The sequence below is a fragment of the Streptomyces sp. NPDC005551 genome, assembly GCF_042871785.1.
GTDB lineage: Bacteria > Actinomycetota > Actinomycetes > Streptomycetales > Streptomycetaceae > Streptomyces.
The window spans coordinates 637,719-653,276 of the sequence record NZ_JBIAJE010000001.1 but is presented as its reverse complement, the minus strand read 5'-3'; the positions used below and the strand labels follow the sequence as shown (position 1 = coordinate 653,276).

Below are 15,558 nucleotides of genomic sequence, written 5' to 3'. Positions count from 1 at the left end.
AGTTCTCCGCTTCTGCCGGAGCTACGGGCACTGAATGTCCTGATAGATGGCAGGCTCCAGCTCCTTGAGGTGCCTCAGGATCTCGCCGCCCAGGAGCCGGATTTCCTGCGATGCTCCCGGGGCGATGCGCTTCTGGAGCAGGTCCCGCCACGCGTGGTGGTTGGCTGTCATGACGAACTCGGTCTCGGTGGCACCGGGGAGGAACTCGCGGGCCGCCTCGCGGGCTTCCTTGCGGGTGGCTCCGTTGGCGATGAGACGCTCGTAGATGGACTCGTACAGAGCAGCTGCGTGGCCCATGAGGTCGTCCAGCTCTTCGCCGACGGTGACGGAATCGCTTTCGCTGAACTGCTCGCTGAGGAGGGGGGCGAGTGCAGGCGGCGTGACGAACTGTGCGTCCCGTTCGTCGACATAGCGCGTGCTGCGGGCGCTGAAGGAGGCAATGCGGTGGGTGCGTATCTCCATCAGGAGACTGCGGCTGACTCCCCCGATATAGAAGGTGGCGCTGCCGTGCTCCAGAACGGAGAAGTGCCGCTGCTTGATGATGTTCGCCAGGTAGGTGGCGTTGGTTGCGGTTCCCTCGTTGGGGAGGTTCAGGGAGTCGTAGCAGAGCCGCCCGGCGAACTCGGACAGGGTGCTGGCGCTGGCTGTCTGCGGTCCGAATTCGTCCGCGAGACGCTGCATCATCTTGGTGTCTCGCATGCGCGTCGGCGGACGGAACAGCGTGTATCCGATGAGTTCGACGTTCACTGGCTCTTACGCTCCTTGATCGTGCAGTAAATCTCGACCGTGAAGTACACGACGAGTACGCTCCCGAGGAAAATCCCCGTGACGAGAGCCGTCTTGACGAGTTCGATGAGTCTCATTACGCGCTCCACTTTCCGGAGCGGTTTTCCATGTCGCGCATTGCGGTCCGTCGGGTCAAGTCCCGAGATACGACGCGGGACTTGGCTTCCAGACCGTCGTGGACCGCTTCCAGCGCCTTGCGCATCGCGTAGGCCTCGGTGAGGGCTTCCGTGGCGTGCTGTACGTCCGGGTCGGCCGCCGCTGCCGCCTTCTGCGCGGACACGGACTTCTCGGCGCGGGCGGCCACCGCAGCACGGGCCTGGGCCATGTTGAGGGCGGCCTCGGCTCGCTTCTCCTTGACGGCGGCGCGGGCGAGTTGTCCTCCGGCGTAGGCAGCCCAGTTGGTGAAGTCGACCATCAGCACCATGAGGCGCTCAACCGTCAGCTCGGCGAGGTTTGTCGGGAGTTCGGGAGTCCCCTCGTGTGGCTTGGCGGCGAACGACAGTCCCTTGTCGGCGAGCCGCAGGTCGATCCGTTCGGGGGCTTCCCTTTCCGGCGGAGGCAGTCTCCTGACCACTTTCCTTCTCCTTCTCGGCGCTCTTCGGCTCGCAGTGCTTGCAGCCCCCACGCGGGCACTCGGGTACCGGGCCGTCGTGGTCCAGCGCGTCCTTGATTTCCTGAGCTGAGTCGAGAAGCGGCTGAATCAGCTTCTGGCGCCGCTGGACGACGAATTCTTTCGTGCCCTGGTTGAACTTGGACTCGTAGATGTAGACGACCTTGTCCGCGTTGATGCCGAGGATTTCAGCGATCCACAGGTAGATCTGGCCTTGCTTCTGGTGCGAGCGGAAGGGCCGGTTGATGCCCTTCCACAGGGCCGGGTAGTCGACGAGGCTCTTGCCGTCCACGGTCTTGTGCGTGTGTGCCTTGAGAAGTTCCGGTTCCTCGAACCTGAGCGTCCCCTCCCCCACGGTCTTGAATTCCATGAGGGCTTGAATGTCAGGGACAAAACCGTCGGCGCTGCCCTCGATGAGGAGTTCCTCTTCGGCACTGAGCGGCACTTCTGCGTATTCAAGGTTGGTGGAATCGCAGTTCGGGCACTGCGAGGGAGCGGTTGCGTAGAAGCTCCAGTTGCACTGTCCCTCGTTGTTGAGGCATTTCCACTCGCCCCACAGAACCCCGCGCTGCCAGAGCCAGGTCTGCCATTTATGGTGGACCTCGTGTCCGTGCTGGAAGATGTTCAGGCTCTGGAAGCCGAATGCTTCCTTAGTAAACGTTCCTCCGTCGCGCAGGTTTTTGATGCGGAGGTAGGTGGCCTTGGGACACCAGTCGCCGTGGGACATTTCCGAGGGGTGGATGATGTCCTGGCGGCGGCTGAGGTCGCGGCCCTCCTTGGACAGCACGTGCTTTTGTGTCGGCCCCAGGACGAGGGACTCGTCATACCGCTTGGCGTCGGCGAACGCTTTCAGGCCGCCAGTTGGTCGGAGTGCGGCTCGTCGAGCTTTGCGGGCTTTGGGGTCGGGGGGTGCCATCTCCACCACTTTCTGTGGACGTTTCGCTTGAGGTTCATCCGGTCGTGGAGGAGCATTCCGCCCCAGACTCCGGCGCCTTCGTGATTGATAAGCGCGAAAATCAGGCACTCATGGCGCTGCGGGCATGGGGCTCCGGCGTTCTCGTAGTCCGCCCCCGCATCTCCCCCGTTACATACTGCAAGGGCGGTCTCCTCGTTGTCGAAGAAGGGATCGGCACCGAATACCGGGACCGGCAGCTTCCGGCACTTGGCTTCCATCTGCGGGTCTTCTACGGCGGTCCAGTCGGGAGCGTTGACCCGGGAGAGCAGAACCACTCAGTCCCCCCGCAGCATGTGCCAGGTGTAGTCGCGCACCGTCACGTACCGACGTCCCTGGATCTCGTTGCGCCAGACCGGGTCCTGCTTGGTCGCGAGAGCCTGCGTTTCCTGCACGTCCAGTTCAATGCGCTTCAGCGGCGCCGACGCGCGGGTGGTCATCGTGTCGTAGTACGCGAAGTCGTTCGCGGGCCATTCCTCGGTCATCGCCAGCCAGTCGTTGTGCTCGACCGTGTAGTAGCGCTTGTCCCGGATGTCGATGACGAAGGCCATGTCCTTGCCGTCGGCGAGGGCGTGCGAATGGGCCGTCTGAAGTTCGCTCAGCTTCAGCGAGTACCGGTCCTGGGTGGTCGTCTTGCACTCAAAGCTGACGGTTGCGCTGCGGACGTCGTTCTTGAAGCGCCATCCGTTGCCCGAACCGGGGTTGATGCGGCCCGCGTTGTCGGCGGCGACCTGCTTCTCCTGCTTGCGGCTCGCCTTCTGGTTGTCAGTCGGCATTGCGCACCGCCCGCCTGCGGGGGAAGGAGAAGAACTCGGCGTGTGCCCGATCCTTCTCGGTGGCCGTGCAGCCGGGTGGCGGGACGAACCTCCCCCACCAGGGCGCATGCTGCCTCCGGCAGAAGAAGCACACGACTGGGACCTTGGGAATCATCATTCCTCCGTCTGCTTCATGGCTTGGGCGACGGTGATGGTCCCCATGCAGAGCTGCTCGATGGTGAGGGCGAGGTTCCAGACCCAGGGATCAGCGGAATCCGTAAGGGCTTTCGCGAGGGTGCGGATGCCGTCCAGGCGTGCTTCCGTCGATTCGGGGGTCTGGAACTGGCTCATGCTGCGGCGTCTTCCGCCGCGTCGTCCTCGTAGGGCGCCAGGCTGACGGGGGTGGCCTGCTCGCCGATGGCCACGGACCGAATGTTGGCGGTCAACGCTTCCTGGAGGCCGAGGTTTTCGCGGATTCCGCTCAAAAGGGCATCCGTGCCCTTGAACGTTTCTCCTGCGACGTCGTAGTAGGCCCCACGCCGGTTGATCTGGTCGTAGAGCACGCCGAGGGTGATGAGTTCCTTGGCCTTGTCGTGCTCTCCGGCGACAAAGCCGTGCGCGGGTGCGTTCTCGAAGTAGAAGTCGTACCCGGCGACCTTATGGGGCGCGGCCTGCTTGTTCTTGATGACCTTCGCCTTGACGACCTGTCCCACGCGGCGCTTCATGTTCTTGCCGGGGATGGGTTCGTCGATGTATTCGGCGCGGCTGACTTCCACCCGGGCGTAGAACGCGTAGTTCTTTGCCTGTCCGCCGGGGGTGGTCTGGGGAGTTCCCATCGGGGAGAATCCACCGATCTTGTCCCTGAACTGGTTGATGAAGATCCCGACGACGGGTTTGTCAACCTTGAGGACCGACTGGCCCATGTTCGAGCCGACCTTGCGGAAGAACTGGCCGGTGCGGCGGGCTCCGAGGCCGACGACCATGTCGTCCATGGTCTTCTCGTCTTCCTGGTCAGCCACGAGGGCGGGGTAGGAGTCGAGTACCAGGAGGTCGTAGGCGTTGGATTCGGCGGCGGCGATGAGGATCTCGTACGCCTTTTCCATCTTGTTCGTGGGGGCAATGTGTACCCGGGAGTTGTCCACGCCCAGGTTTCGCGCCCAGCGGGAGTTGTACGCCTCGGCTGCGACCCAGAGGGCCGTGAAGTCCGGGTTGCGTTCCTGGGCTTCGCGGAGCGTCATGTAGGCGAGCGACGTCTTGGACGACGATTCGCGCCCTACGAGCTCCGACCATTGGTTCGGGGGCCATCCGCCGCCGAGGGCGATGTCCACGCTCAGCGATCCCGTGGGCATGGGCGCCAGGGTGGGAATGTCACTGGCGATGACCAGGGAGCCTTCGCCGTGCTTCTTGTTGACCTGGGCCATGACGGCTCGCGCTTCAGCACTGATCGGCACAACGCACCTAAGGGGTTGGGGTCCGGGAGGTTCACTACGCCTGCCGGTGGCCCCAACAGTACTAGTGGACCACTTAGAAGACAACTAAGTGGTCCACTATTTCTGTGCTGGTTGTCAGGCTGCGACCAGGTCCACGGCCTCGCATCCGCCCCCGTCAGCCGAGCAGGCAAGCTCCTGGGATCCGACGGTGCCGTCACTCACCTCGTAGAACGACAGGTCGCTCCACTGAAGCGTCGGCATCTGGGCCAGGAGGGCTTCGTACACCTCCTTCGTGCACTCCGTGTAGGGCGCCTGCACGTAGGTGTGCTCGGAGTACGGCAGGAAGCTGACGCCACTGATCTCGTCCAGGTGATTCCAGACCCAGTCCCGGACGGCATCCCACTCGTGCTCGCGGACGCTCACCGTCACGGACGGCTTGTGCTCGCACCAGAAGCGCTGATACGTGAGCCACAAGTCCAGATGCGAGACGGCGTCCACATCCTCACGGGTGACCGCATCCTCCGGCGCCTTGACCGGGAAGGAGAAGACCCAGGTCCCGGAGTTGAAGGCGTCTTCCTCGTGGGGCACACCGGCTTCGGTCATGAGCTGCGCCAGGGGGTCCTTCTTGTCGGCGCGCACGCGCCGGACGTAGTACTTCGCGTAGCGCTGGTGGAGACCGGAAGCGCTGTCCACGAGCTGGCTCACGGTCCCGCTCGGCTTGACGCACGTGGTCGCCACGCTGACGTCGATTCCAAGCTCGTCGGCCACAGCGGCGTTGGTCTCGTAGACGTGGTCCCGCAGGCTCGACAGCAGCTCCGGCAGGTCCACGATGGTGCTGAGGCTGCCGTTGAGGATCGGGCTGTCGTAGACCCCGGTCAGGGATACGCCGAGGAGCCTCTCCTGCCGGGCGTTGCGGCGCCAGATGTCCCGCAGGTAGGGGAAGTCCGTCAGCGTGCTCTGCCAGGTCCCCAGGACGGCCGCGACGCGGACCTTGCGCCGGAGGGTCTCGTAGTCGTCCTCGGCGCGGACCACGACCTCGCTCAGGTTGCAGAAGCTGAACGGCTTGAGAATGATCTCCGAGCACGGGTTGGTTCCGTACTCCACGTCGTACTCCCGGACACCGTTCTTGACTGCCTGGCGGCGGGCTGCGTCCCGGTTGAAGATGCCACGCTCGCCGCTGCCACTGGCGACCAGGGAATCCCACTCCCTCGCGTAGTCCTCGTGCAGCAGGTTGTCGTGGTACACGGCCGAGATGTTCGCCAGCCGTCGGTGGGGATGCGTCGTCCACCACTCCCCCGACTTGGCGGCAGCCATCTCCTGGTCGTCCAGGTCGGAGAGACTGATCATCGCCGACCGGCGCACACCGCCCACCACAACCACCGATGCAATCTTGCACGCCAGATCGTGGACCTCGATCGGACGGAGCTTGCGACCGGCGGCATTCTGGAACGTCTCCACGGTGAACTCGAACAGCTCGGCCAGCGGCTCCGGACCACTCGCCCTGCCACCGAATGTCTTCAGACGGGCGCCCGCAGGCCGGACGGCCGACAGGTCCCACTCCGGCGCCCAGCCATTCCACAGGGAGAGAAGCAGAGCCCGATAGCCGTGTGCCCAGCCCTCCTTGGAGTCCTCCACGAAGACCCGCGTCTTGGGCGTCCGCTTCAGCACCGCCGGAATGACAGGCAGTTGGTCGACGTACCGCTTTTCAACGCTGTAGCCGACGCCCGTTCCGTTCATCAGGATGTACAGCAGCTCGTCGAGGCACAGCGGGTCCTTCAGCGGCAGGTACGAGCAGTTGAACCCGGCGATCGGTGACCGTTCCAGGGCCTCGCCCGCCGTCATCATCGCCCGCATCGACGGCATCACTTCGTGGTGGAGGATGGCTGAGCGCACGTCCTCCACGAGCCGGGTGTCGGGCACGTGGTCAAACCGGTGGGCGAGGTGGGTGAGCATGAAGCTCATGTACCTGTCGACGGTCTCGGTCCACGTCTCACGCCGTCCCTCCCTCTCCAGCCAGCGGGAGTAGCGGGACTTGGCGATGAATCCCCGGTAGGGATCCTGTATGTCGCCGTCGGGGCTCAGCAGCTCGGTCATTCTCGGCCTTTCTGGGGGCGTTAGCCCAGGTGGTGGAAGATGTTCTTCGCGTTGAAGGAGTTGGTCTTGGATGCGGCGGTCTGCCGCGCGGGCTTGACATCGCCGACGGCATTGCCCTGGACCGTGATGCCGCTGCCGGACTGGGTGAGGGGGTAGCCGCACTCGTAGCAGTGGGGCCGCGCGTTGGGTGTCTCCGGGTGCGTGTGGTAGCTGGAGCCGCCGCACGACGGGCAGCTCCCGGCTTGCTGCTTGGCCCACTGGGTGCGGGACATCGACTGCTGGGCCACCTCGTGCGGCTGCTGCTCCGGCGCCGGAGGCTGCGGTTGCTGTTGCGGCTGAGGGGCGGGCACGTTGGTTACGGTTCGCTGCCACCACGGAACGTCCGTCGGTGCCGGTGCGTTCTGCGAGGGCGCCGGTTGTGGAGAGCCCAAAACCTTTTCCCAGAAATCAGGCATAGTAATGCTCCTGGTGAGGGGTCAGATAACCCTTGTCGATCAAATCCGAGATGACAGCGGTGGTGACGCAGGTGAACAGCGCTCCTGCGAGCGCGTTTCGCTCATCGTCGTCGTGGCTTTCATCGCCGAGGTCACGCACCGTTTCCCGGGCAAGAAGTGCCGCCACCCCCGAAAGCGTCATCACCCGGTCGTAGCAGGGCAGCACCTGCGCAAACCGAATGTGCGCGTCTTCGTGTTCCCGGTGAAGGACCTCCGGCGATGCCGGACGGAGCCCGATGCGTTCCTGCTTCTCGGGGTCGAAGAGGTCAGCGTGCTGGACCATGTCCCAGGCGAGTTGCCTTTTCAGGACGAGCAGTTCGAGATCCGGGTCGGTCATTGAGGGCCTTCCTTAGAGTCTGCGCGAGCTGTTCCACGGCGCCGGGATTGACGACACGAAAAACGCTCGCTTCCACGCCGAGAAGGCCGAGCAGATCCTCAACCTCAGCGCACTGGACGATCGCGGCGCTTACCTTGCACGCGGCCATGTCCCCTCCCTGCATCACTTGGCCTCGGCCCACGTCTTGGCAGCCTTGACGTCACTGTCGAGTGGCACACGAAGCAGCTTTTGAATGCCTTCTCCCAGCATCGCTTCTTTGAGGAGAGCTTTTGCATCCTCCTGGCGGTGCTCGGGGGCGATTGCCATGAGTTCGTCATGGACGGTGAGGCAAAGTTGGATCCGGTCGGCCTCGTTGTACCCGTGGTCGGCGAAGTCCTTCTCGAAGGCGTCGTCCACACGAATCATGGCCAGCTTGATGAGGTAGGCGGCCGAGCCCTGGATCAGGGAGTTGACGGCCTGTCGCTCCGCCTTGGATTGAATGGCCCAGACGCGGGACTCGAACTGCTTCTCGTTGTACCGCTCTCCCTTGAAGGTGCGGCGGGCGGCAGCCATCGCGGCTTGACGGGCGATCTCCGGCAGGCGCCGAAACTGTCCACTCATGGTGCGGATGTGCGGGAACTCCCGCTTGCGGCAGCGCTCGACGACCCGGCGGGTGAACTCGTGGATCTCCGGGAAGAGCTCGGCGTGACGTGCCAGGAACTCCTTCGCCTGCTTCAGGGTGATGCCCGCCATCGAGGCGACCTTGGCCGCGCCCGCGCCGTAGACGATGGCGAAGTTGAGGCCCTTGGCGACCTGGCGCATCTCCTTGGTGACGTCTTCGAAGGCAACACCGAACACCGCTGCGGCCGTGGAGGTGTGTGCGTCGATCCCGGCCATGAAGCCGTCGTAGAGGCGGCCGTGGCCGATGTAGTGGGCAAGGACGCGGAGTTCGATCTGTCCGTAGTCCGCGACAACGAGGATGAATCCGTCGGGGGCTTCGAACCCTTCCCGGAATCCCTTGGCGTTCTCGCCGTGCGCGGGAATGTTCTGGAGGTTGGGCTCGGAGGAGGAGAACCGGCCTGTCACGGTTCCGTACTGCTTGAACTGGGCGTAGATCCGGCCGTCGAAAATGATGGAGGGTGTTCCCTTTAGGGGGTCGCCCAGGTACTTCGTGAGGTAGCCGAGGAGCTTGTCGACTTCCGAGTGTGCGGACAGGGCCTGGACGACCTGGTTGTCCGCGTGTGCTTCCAGGGACTCCGCGTCGGTGGAGTAGTCGTTGATGGTGAGCTCTTTGCCGAGCTGCTTCTTCTTCTTTCCCGCTGGCGTCAGCTTGATCGGCTTGAGGCCCTGGCCGCCTGACCGCTTCGAGCCGTAGAGGATCTCCTGCTTCTGCGGCACGGAGCCGATGTCGAACTTCCGCCCGGCAGCCCGGTAAATGTCCGCCTCGGCTTCGATCTTCTTCCGGGCGAAGTCCACTTGCAGCTCTTCGAACTTACGTCTGTTCACCGGAGCGCCCGCTGCGCTCATACGGCATACGGGGCCGATCAGTTTCTCTTCGGTCTCCAGCGTGTCCAGGAGGTCTTCCGGCTCCATCTGGGGCGCGAGCAACTGCCACAAGAGCCAGGTGTATTTGGCATCGAGGACGGCGTAGCGACCTACCGTGCTGAAGAGGTGCTTGGTGATGTCCTTGCCGACCTCTTCGGTGTCGTACTTGACGCCGAAGTAGTGCTCGGTGAGCTCCTTGAGGCCACGCTTGGGAACGTTGTAGTACTTGCCGGTCTTGAGGCTTTTGATGCGCGGTTCGAGGTTTTCGTTGAGCAGCCACTGGTCGACCAGGACATCGCTGAACGGGCCTGGCATCGTTTCGCCGCAGAAGTATTTCTTGACACCGACCACATCGAAGGGGAGGTTGGCGCCGATCTTGCGGCGGTTGGAGAAGAAGAGGGGCCGCAGAATGTCGAACACCTGCGAGGGGCGGAGCTGTTCGGGGGGATCCGAGAAGACGGCAGGGATCGGGTCGAACTTCTTCGTTACCTGGTTCTTCTTGCGTGTGGCCTTGGATATCAGCTTGTCGCCGTTGGGGTGGCCGAAGGGGATGGCTACTGCGGCGCCATGTGTGGCGAGAGATATCCATGCCAGTTCCGACTGTGCGGGGATGAGCCGGTGCTCCCCCATGCTCTCCGTGTCGAAAGCGAAGGCGTCGAACTGCATGAAGTAGTCAACGACGGCCCGGAGATCTTTCTCCGTTGTGATGATGTCAGGGAACAAAGCTGACTCCAGGCAGACGTGTGCCCTCCCCGGAATACCCAGAGCGAATCCGGGGAGGGCACAAGCGAGGCGGACTTAGACGAGGTCGTCGGCGACCTCTTCGAGCTCTTCCTGGGTCGGAATGCGGACGAAGTCCTCGTCGAACAGTTGGTCCCCGAGGGCGTCGGTCTCGGCGGCGGTCAGCGGGTCCAGATCCCAGTCGTCCGGCAGGTCGCGGGACCGGATGACGTTGACCTTGTGCTCGGTCTTGTCACCCTTTTTCTTGGAGTAGACCTCGAAGTAGAGCTTCGGGTCGGACAGGCCGTCCCACCGGTCGTCTTCGCTGGCGTCTTCGAGCTCTCCGGCGGCGATGGCTCCGGCCTGCCAGACGAGCACCTTCTCCGGGTTGCTCATCTCGACGATGTTGAACAGGGTCTTGCTGCTGTTGGGCTTGTCGCCGATGTCGCACAGCGGGCACGAGCCGTCGATGGGCTTGAGGCAGACGAAGGATCGGTTCTTCGCCGGGATCCAGTGCTGGCGGTAGGCGGCGAAGGGCTGGTCTTCGAGCACCTTGACGACCTGCGGCTTCTTGTCGAGCTGGAAGATGTCGTCCCGGCTTCCGCCGCCTGAGGCCACGCTCTTGTGTCCGCCCCAGCCGGATGCGACGCGGCGCGCGGTGTTCCCGCCTGCGGGACCCCGTCCTGCCTTGCCACCGGGACTACGCTGCGCACGGCCAGCTGCCCCACGGGTGGCGCCACGACGCTGGCGAGGAGCGTCCTCCTCGTCGTCCTCGTCGTCGTCCCGCGCAGCGCGAGAGCCGCGACGGCGGCGCGGCGGGTCCTCATCCTCGTCGTCGTCCTTGGGGGCGCTGCGGCGGGCGCGGGGGGCCTCCTCAACGTCCTCATCGTCGTCGTCGTCCTCAGGCACGGCGCGACGGCGGCCACGCGGGCTCTCGGCCTCGTCGTCGTCCTCTACGCGCCGACGGCGGCGCGGCTGGGTCTCTTCCAGCTCCTCGTCATCGGCAGGACGTCGGCGGCGGGTGGATGTGGCCATCAGTTCTCCAGTGCAGGGTGGACGAGCATGAATGATTCGATGTCTTCCGGAACCAGGCCTTGGGCCCTTCTGCGGTGAGAACGCAGCAGGACGTCAAGTTCGCGGGTTCCGTAGGTTTCGGGGGTGTCACCCTTGCCCATGTCGTCATCTTCGAATTCGACGGACCCGGACACCTCCATGAACTCGTAGCGCCCGAGATTGATGCGCTCGGTGATGGAGACGGAAAACTTCCTCACGCGGCCTCTTCCAGTAGTACGGCCCCGCTGAGGGGGCGAGTTCGGGCCAGTTCGAGGAAGAGGTCGAGTACCTTTTCCCGGAAGTCGGTCTCGCTGACCCGGGGCCGCGCCTGGCCGAAGATTCCTACTTCGTGCGCGATGCGGACAATGCCCTCGATCTGCGGTCGGGTGTAGATGCGGTGCCGCTTTGAGGGGTGTTCGGAGGGGCCACGGAGGGGCATGGGGAGGTAGCCCTGGCTCTCCCACAAGCGGATGGTTACGGGCGCCTTCTGGAGGGCGGCGGCGAGGTCTCTTACGGTGAAGAACTCGTAGTCCTTGCCGTCCACGCTGTACACGCGCGGGTGATCGGACCAGTGCGGCTCAGGGGCGGTCGCCTTGGGCTTGGGTGCAGCCGCTTCGATGCGCTTGCTGCTGCCCGGGTAGTAGTCGGCGAGCTCCTGGAACGACTGCTCCCAGCTCACGAGCTCTCCGGCTTGAAGGCGTAACTGACCTTGGTGTCGAACAGGCCGTCAAGCTCGGCCTCGGTCAGCTTGTTCTGCTGGTGCGCTACGTAGAGCGCGTCCAGGTCGATGGTGGGTGTCATCACCACCACGTCGTCCCAGATCTGGCGCTCCTTGGCGAAGTCCAGGGCTCGGTCCTCGTTCAGGACGGTGCTTGTGCGGGCTTCCCGCTTGATGCCCGTGAACGTCTTGCCCGCGACTTCGAACTCCGAGGGGAGCTTCCAGTGGACGCTGCCGGTCTCGTCGCGGTCCCCGTCCCGGGTGACGGTTTCCATCAGATCGTCACGCAGCTTGTTCATCCGAGTCGTCTGTGTGTTGACCTGCGCCTTGAGCAGCGCCCACTGCCGAAGTTTCTCGACGTACGGGTCCGGCTGCATGGACATGGGGGCTCCTCACTTGGGCAGCCCTGGGAACGGGTCACTACGCCGTTCCCAGGGGCCTTGGGTAACCCCAACAGTACTAGTGGACCACTTAAATGACAACTAAGTGGTCCACTAAGTCTTCGATGCTCAGGCGGCACGCGGCGTGCTCACGAGGCCCGTGCTGTGGAGCCTGTCCCACTCCTCCGTGCAGAGCTGCCCGATGCGCCGGTCACCGACGTCCGGCACGATGCGGACGGCTTTCGGGTTGGCGCGGCGGAGCTTCTTGAGGGCCGCTGCCGGATTGTCGGCGTAGGTCCGGCCGTTGCGGTCCCAGTCCAGGAGCCAGTTGCGCACGACCACTCGCGGTTCTCCCGTGGTGATGGTGACAACGCTGTGCGGGGGCGGCGGAGTTGGTGGTATAGCCGTGGGCTTCTTGACCGTCTTCGGCTTCCGGTTCTTCTTGGGCTTCTTCTCACTGGCCTGGGCGGCTTCCCGGGCTTGCACCGTCTGCGCGGCGACTTCCTGGCGGACGCTGTAGATCGCGCGCAGGAGCCACGGGGCGAGTTCGGACCAGGCGATGAGCAGCACGGGTCCGATGGCGTCCCAGGCGGCCCGGCCCCAGTGCTGTTCGCTGAGCGGGAGGGCCGTGTTCATGGCGAGTGTCATGAGCCCGAAGGTGCGCAGCCAGCGCCGGGGCATCTTGAGCTGCTCGTCGGTCCATCCGTGGACGGCAAGGTAGCGCAGGCCGACCATGAGGCCGATCACGGCGAGGTCGACGGCGGGCTGAATGAGGGGGGCGATGTAGAGGTTCACGCCGAGCATGAGCGCGGTATCCCACCCGTTGCCGAAGGCGAAGAGGAACGCCAGCAGGATGACGAGCGCCGAGTCGACGGTGATGAAGACCCTGGTGAAGGTCTCACCAGGCATGGACGTGGACGTTCTGGGAGAGGGTGCGGACGCAGCCTTCTCTCCCGTACGCTTGAGGTAGCGCATCGGGGAAGCAACTCCAACCAGTTGCGGACTGTATGTGCGAGCCGTTGGCCTCCTGGGGGTGCGAACCTCAGGGGGCCAGCGCATTTTGTGGGTGGTGCAGACTGACCGGGACACCTTACTTCCTGTCAAGGTTTCCCGCACCCCTTCTTCGTCAAGCAGCCGTCCGGGCAAGGTGTTTGGTGAGGGACTCGACGTCGTTCTCGATCTCGCCGTCCTTGCTCGCGCCCTTCCTGTCGAGCGCGGCAGCAGCCACCCGGCGCTTCAGTCCGAGCTGCTCCTTCTTGCGCTCTTCCAGGGTGCCTTCCACCAGGAAGTCGATGACGTAGATCAGCGGCCAGTCGCTGGAAGTGCGGCGGTGCCGGGTGTTGCGCTGGTCCTGTGCCCCCGAGCTGACGGCGAAGTCGACGTTGATGAGGTGGCTGGCCACCGGCAGGTCGAGGCCGTACCCTCCGGCATCCGAGGCGAGGAAGATACGGCACGTGGGGTCCTGCGAAAACCGTTGCTTGGCTGCGGCCTTGGCCTGCTGGGTCATCTGGCCGTGGAAGGTGACGGCTGAGTACTCGGGCAAGGCCTGCTGGAGGATCTCGCCCATGTCGCGGAAGAAGCTGAAGATGATGACCTTGTGTTCCGGATCGTCGCCGAGGATGCGGCGTACCTCGTCGATGACGGCGTCGGTCTTCGGTGTGGTGTGCAGGTCGTCGATGAGGCCGGACCGGACGAGCTGGTAGGCGTACTTCGAGCCGGGCCAGTTGGTCTTCTCGACGCCTTCCTGTCGCTGTTTCTCACTGTCTTCCCAGTCCTGTGCGCTCTTCCTGAGCAAGTCTGGGTGGTCGAGCAACATCTGGGCGGCGAGCATGCGAGCCATGATGCGTCCTTGTGCGGACTTCTCGTCGGCCTGTTTGGAACCCGAGTAATACGCGGCAAGATCAAAGCTGCCGCGTTTCTTGGCTCCGGCTTTGGCGAGCTCCTCTGACAGGTCTGCGGCGATACGCCGGTACGCCCGGCGGGTCGGGAAGTCGAGCTGTACGTGGCGCTCGGCGAATTCCACCTTGGGCATGTAGGCAGCAACGTCGGGATCAGTTGCCGTCTTGCGCGCCATTGCCTCGGACAGGACGTCGTGGAAGACGTCCATGTGTTTGTATTTGATGACGAAGCCCATGCGATGGCGCTCGATGTAGGTGGTGTCGAATAGGTCCCAGCGTCCGAGGACTTCCGGGTCGACCCATTCCATGATGCTGAAGACTTCCTCGGGCTTCCCGTTCTCGATGGGAGTGCCGGTGAGGGCGTATCGGTAAGGGGCCCACAGGCGCTTGATTTTCTTCGATCGGTCGGCCTTGAAGGATTTGATTTGGGTGGCCTCGTCGATGATGATGCATTCGACATCCAGGCGCCGGATGTGGTGCCAGTCGTCGATCACCTGGTCGTAGGTGGCGATGATGTACTCGGGCTGCGTGTCCTGGATCTGCTGGTACAGCTTGGCCCGCTTCTCGGGGTTGCCGTCCAGAAGGACGCACTGGTCCTCGGCCGGGACGCGCACGTACTGGTCCTTGACGCGCAGCCAGCGTTTGCGCACGTCAGTGAAGTTGGCTATCGCTTCGGCCCACTGGAGTTTGAGGGAGGACAGGGCCACGATGAGGGTCGTGGTGACCTTGCCCTCCCCCATGAGCTCCTCGGATGCGGCGATGGCGCACACGGTCTTGCCGGTGCCTTGGTCGTACGCCAGCAGGAGTGAGCCGCGCTCCACCATGCGGTCGACTGCCTCATCCTGATAGGGCCTTAGCTCGCCAACGAACACTATTTCGGGAACCTCACTCTGAGCGGCGAGAGATAGTTACCCGCGCCGAATCGGATCTCGTTGCCTGACTGGTCACCCGGGTCCTTGGCGTCGCTGCCGGTGTAGTTCCAGAATCCGATCCTCCGGCCCATTCCCCGATAGCGCTGCTTGATGGCCTCTGCGGCTTTCCAGCCAGCTCTGTCATTATCCCTTGCGATGATGACAAGTTCCGAATGCTCGAACAGCATCTGCATCTGAATGTCGGAGATGTCTGCGCCGTAGCTGGAGACCGCCCCGCTGACGCCTACTGACTCAATTCTCGGACAGTCCAGGGGGGATTCCACGACGATGGCGGTGCCTCCTGGCGGAAGGACGTGGAATCCGAACAGTGCCTGGCTCTTCTTCACGGAGTAGGGGCGGTTCTTGAAGTGCCGTTCGTTCTTTTCCTGCCAGCCGAGGAGCTTCCCGGTGAAGTCCCTGATGGGTGTGATCCACATGTCACGCTCTGGATCCCAGAGAACGCCGTACTTCTCGCAGGCGTCCTTGGTCAGGCCGCGCTTCCTGCGGGCTTCCAGGGGTGGAAGGGTGTACAGGGCCAGGTCGGCTTCGGTGTACTCCCTGACTTCCTGGCTTTCCAGGAGGTCTTCCAGGTATTGGCCGCGTCCGAGGATCTTGTTCACGCGCTCGATGCCGCCGCGCTGGCGTACCCAGGTCTCGGCGTCGTCCCAGTCGACGTCCAGGACGTCCGAGACGAGCTTGACGAAGCTGCCCCGGTAGCCGCACGAGAAGCAGTTGAAGACGCCGGTCTCGGTGTTGCAGGCCCAGGAGGGGTGTCGATCGGCCTTACCGGTGCGTTCCTCGTGCTTGAAGCAGTGCGAGGTGGCCTCTTCGCCGACGACACGGAGGATCGGCAGGTCCAGTTCCGCCAGGGCGGCCAGCACGTCTCCGGGGATGGG

At 63.9% G+C, this 15,558-nt stretch carries 18 protein-coding genes; all 18 read right to left on the bottom strand.

Going from position 1 to position 15,558, the window contains the following annotated elements:
* Positions 1-21: 21 nt before the first annotated feature.
* A complete protein-coding gene (gene thyX, locus ACFYP4_RS02810) occupies positions 22-747 on the bottom strand; it encodes an FAD-dependent thymidylate synthase (RefSeq protein ID WP_388782142.1) in 726 nt (241 codons plus the stop codon).
* Between the two features lie 115 nt (positions 748-862).
* Positions 863-1,210 (bottom strand): hypothetical protein, encoded by a 348-nt coding sequence (locus tag ACFYP4_RS02805; protein ID WP_388782139.1) that lies wholly within the window; start codon positions 1,208-1,210, stop codon positions 863-865.
* Between the two features lie 7 nt (positions 1,211-1,217).
* Positions 1,218-2,312, bottom strand: a complete 1,095-nt coding sequence (locus ACFYP4_RS02800) for a hypothetical protein (protein WP_388782136.1) — start codon at positions 2,310-2,312, stop codon at positions 1,218-1,220.
* A complete protein-coding gene (locus ACFYP4_RS02795; protein WP_388782133.1) occupies positions 2,246-2,626 on the bottom strand; it encodes a WhiB family transcriptional regulator in 381 nt (126 codons plus the stop codon). The genes ACFYP4_RS02800 and ACFYP4_RS02795 overlap by 67 nt, the downstream gene beginning before the upstream one ends.
* The gene (locus ACFYP4_RS02790) at positions 2,627-3,124 is read right to left on the bottom strand and encodes a hypothetical protein (RefSeq protein ID WP_388782130.1); all 498 of its coding nucleotides are present in this window, start codon (positions 3,122-3,124) and stop codon (positions 2,627-2,629) included. It lies immediately after the preceding gene.
* 153 nt (positions 3,125-3,277) lie between these two features.
* Positions 3,278-3,454 (bottom strand): hypothetical protein, encoded by a 177-nt coding sequence (locus ACFYP4_RS02785; RefSeq protein ID WP_388782127.1) that lies wholly within the window; start codon positions 3,452-3,454, stop codon positions 3,278-3,280.
* Positions 3,451-4,524 carry a hypothetical protein gene (locus ACFYP4_RS02780; RefSeq protein ID WP_388782124.1) on the bottom strand — a complete coding sequence of 358 codons (1,074 nt, stop codon included), beginning with the start codon at positions 4,522-4,524 and terminating at the stop codon, positions 3,451-3,453. The genes ACFYP4_RS02785 and ACFYP4_RS02780 overlap by 4 nt, the downstream gene beginning before the upstream one ends.
* A gap of 144 nt (positions 4,525-4,668) precedes the next feature.
* Complete coding sequence (locus tag ACFYP4_RS02775) at positions 4,669-6,627, bottom strand: hypothetical protein (RefSeq protein WP_388782121.1); 1,959 nt, start codon at positions 6,625-6,627, stop codon at positions 4,669-4,671.
* A gap of 20 nt (positions 6,628-6,647) precedes the next feature.
* Entirely contained in the window at positions 6,648-6,977 is a 330-nt protein-coding gene (locus tag ACFYP4_RS02770) for a hypothetical protein (protein ID WP_388782118.1), read from the bottom strand.
* Positions 6,978-7,074: 97 nt separating this feature from the next.
* Positions 7,075-7,458: a hypothetical protein gene (locus tag ACFYP4_RS02765; protein WP_388782115.1), complete on the bottom strand. Its 384-nt coding sequence runs from the start codon at positions 7,456-7,458 to the stop codon at positions 7,075-7,077.
* Between the two features lie 162 nt (positions 7,459-7,620).
* Positions 7,621-9,705: a DNA polymerase gene (locus ACFYP4_RS02760; RefSeq protein ID WP_388782113.1), complete on the bottom strand. Its 2,085-nt coding sequence runs from the start codon at positions 9,703-9,705 to the stop codon at positions 7,621-7,623.
* Positions 9,706-9,780: 75 nt separating this feature from the next.
* Positions 9,781-10,737: a hypothetical protein gene (locus tag ACFYP4_RS02755; protein WP_388782110.1), complete on the bottom strand. Its 957-nt coding sequence runs from the start codon at positions 10,735-10,737 to the stop codon at positions 9,781-9,783.
* Positions 10,737-10,973 (bottom strand): hypothetical protein, encoded by a 237-nt coding sequence (locus ACFYP4_RS02750; RefSeq protein ID WP_388782107.1) that lies wholly within the window; start codon positions 10,971-10,973, stop codon positions 10,737-10,739. The genes ACFYP4_RS02755 and ACFYP4_RS02750 overlap by 1 nt, the downstream gene beginning before the upstream one ends.
* Positions 10,970-11,434, bottom strand: coding sequence for a hypothetical protein (locus tag ACFYP4_RS02745; RefSeq protein ID WP_388782104.1), 465 nt, complete (start codon positions 11,432-11,434; stop codon positions 10,970-10,972). Before ACFYP4_RS02745 ends, ACFYP4_RS02750 begins: the two co-directional genes overlap by 4 nt.
* Complete coding sequence (locus ACFYP4_RS02740) at positions 11,431-11,856, bottom strand: hypothetical protein (RefSeq protein ID WP_388782101.1); 426 nt, start codon at positions 11,854-11,856, stop codon at positions 11,431-11,433. The genes ACFYP4_RS02745 and ACFYP4_RS02740 overlap by 4 nt, the downstream gene beginning before the upstream one ends.
* Positions 11,857-11,982: 126 nt before the next feature.
* Entirely contained in the window at positions 11,983-12,762 is a 780-nt protein-coding gene (locus ACFYP4_RS02735) for a SpdA protein (RefSeq protein ID WP_388782098.1), read from the bottom strand.
* 217 nt (positions 12,763-12,979) lie between these two features.
* Positions 12,980-14,623, bottom strand: a complete 1,644-nt coding sequence (locus ACFYP4_RS02730) for a DEAD/DEAH box helicase (protein ID WP_388782095.1) — start codon at positions 14,621-14,623, stop codon at positions 12,980-12,982.
* Positions 14,623-15,543, bottom strand: coding sequence for a toprim domain-containing protein (locus tag ACFYP4_RS02725; protein WP_388782092.1), 921 nt, complete (start codon positions 15,541-15,543; stop codon positions 14,623-14,625). Before ACFYP4_RS02725 ends, ACFYP4_RS02730 begins: the two co-directional genes overlap by 1 nt.
* Positions 15,544-15,558: the final 15 nt, after the last annotated feature.

What these genes read in the sequence shown, in the direction of transcription:
- ACFYP4_RS02755 (WP_388782110.1), bottom strand. Translation starts at nt 10,737, where the DNA reads ATGGCCACATCCACCCGCCGCCGACGTCCTGCCGATGACGAGGAGCTG.
- ACFYP4_RS02775 (WP_388782121.1), bottom strand. Translation starts at nt 6,627, where the DNA reads ATGACCGAGCTGCTGAGCCCCGACGGCGACATACAGGATCCCTACCGG.
- ACFYP4_RS02800 (WP_388782136.1), bottom strand. Translation starts at nt 2,312, where the DNA reads ATGGCACCCCCCGACCCCAAAGCCCGCAAAGCTCGACGAGCCGCACTC.
- ACFYP4_RS02780 (WP_388782124.1), bottom strand. Translation starts at nt 4,524, where the DNA reads ATGGCCCAGGTCAACAAGAAGCACGGCGAAGGCTCCCTGGTCATCGCC.
- ACFYP4_RS02785 (WP_388782127.1), bottom strand. Translation starts at nt 3,454, where the DNA reads ATGAGCCAGTTCCAGACCCCCGAATCGACGGAAGCACGCCTGGACGGC.
- ACFYP4_RS02740 (WP_388782101.1), bottom strand. Translation starts at nt 11,856, where the DNA reads ATGTCCATGCAGCCGGACCCGTACGTCGAGAAACTTCGGCAGTGGGCG.
- ACFYP4_RS02765 (WP_388782115.1), bottom strand. Translation starts at nt 7,458, where the DNA reads ATGACCGACCCGGATCTCGAACTGCTCGTCCTGAAAAGGCAACTCGCC.
- ACFYP4_RS02735 (WP_388782098.1), bottom strand. Translation starts at nt 12,762, where the DNA reads ATGCCTGGTGAGACCTTCACCAGGGTCTTCATCACCGTCGACTCGGCG.
- ACFYP4_RS02790 (WP_388782130.1), bottom strand. Translation starts at nt 3,124, where the DNA reads ATGCCGACTGACAACCAGAAGGCGAGCCGCAAGCAGGAGAAGCAGGTC.
- ACFYP4_RS02805 (WP_388782139.1), bottom strand. Translation starts at nt 1,210, where the DNA reads ATGGTGCTGATGGTCGACTTCACCAACTGGGCTGCCTACGCCGGAGGA.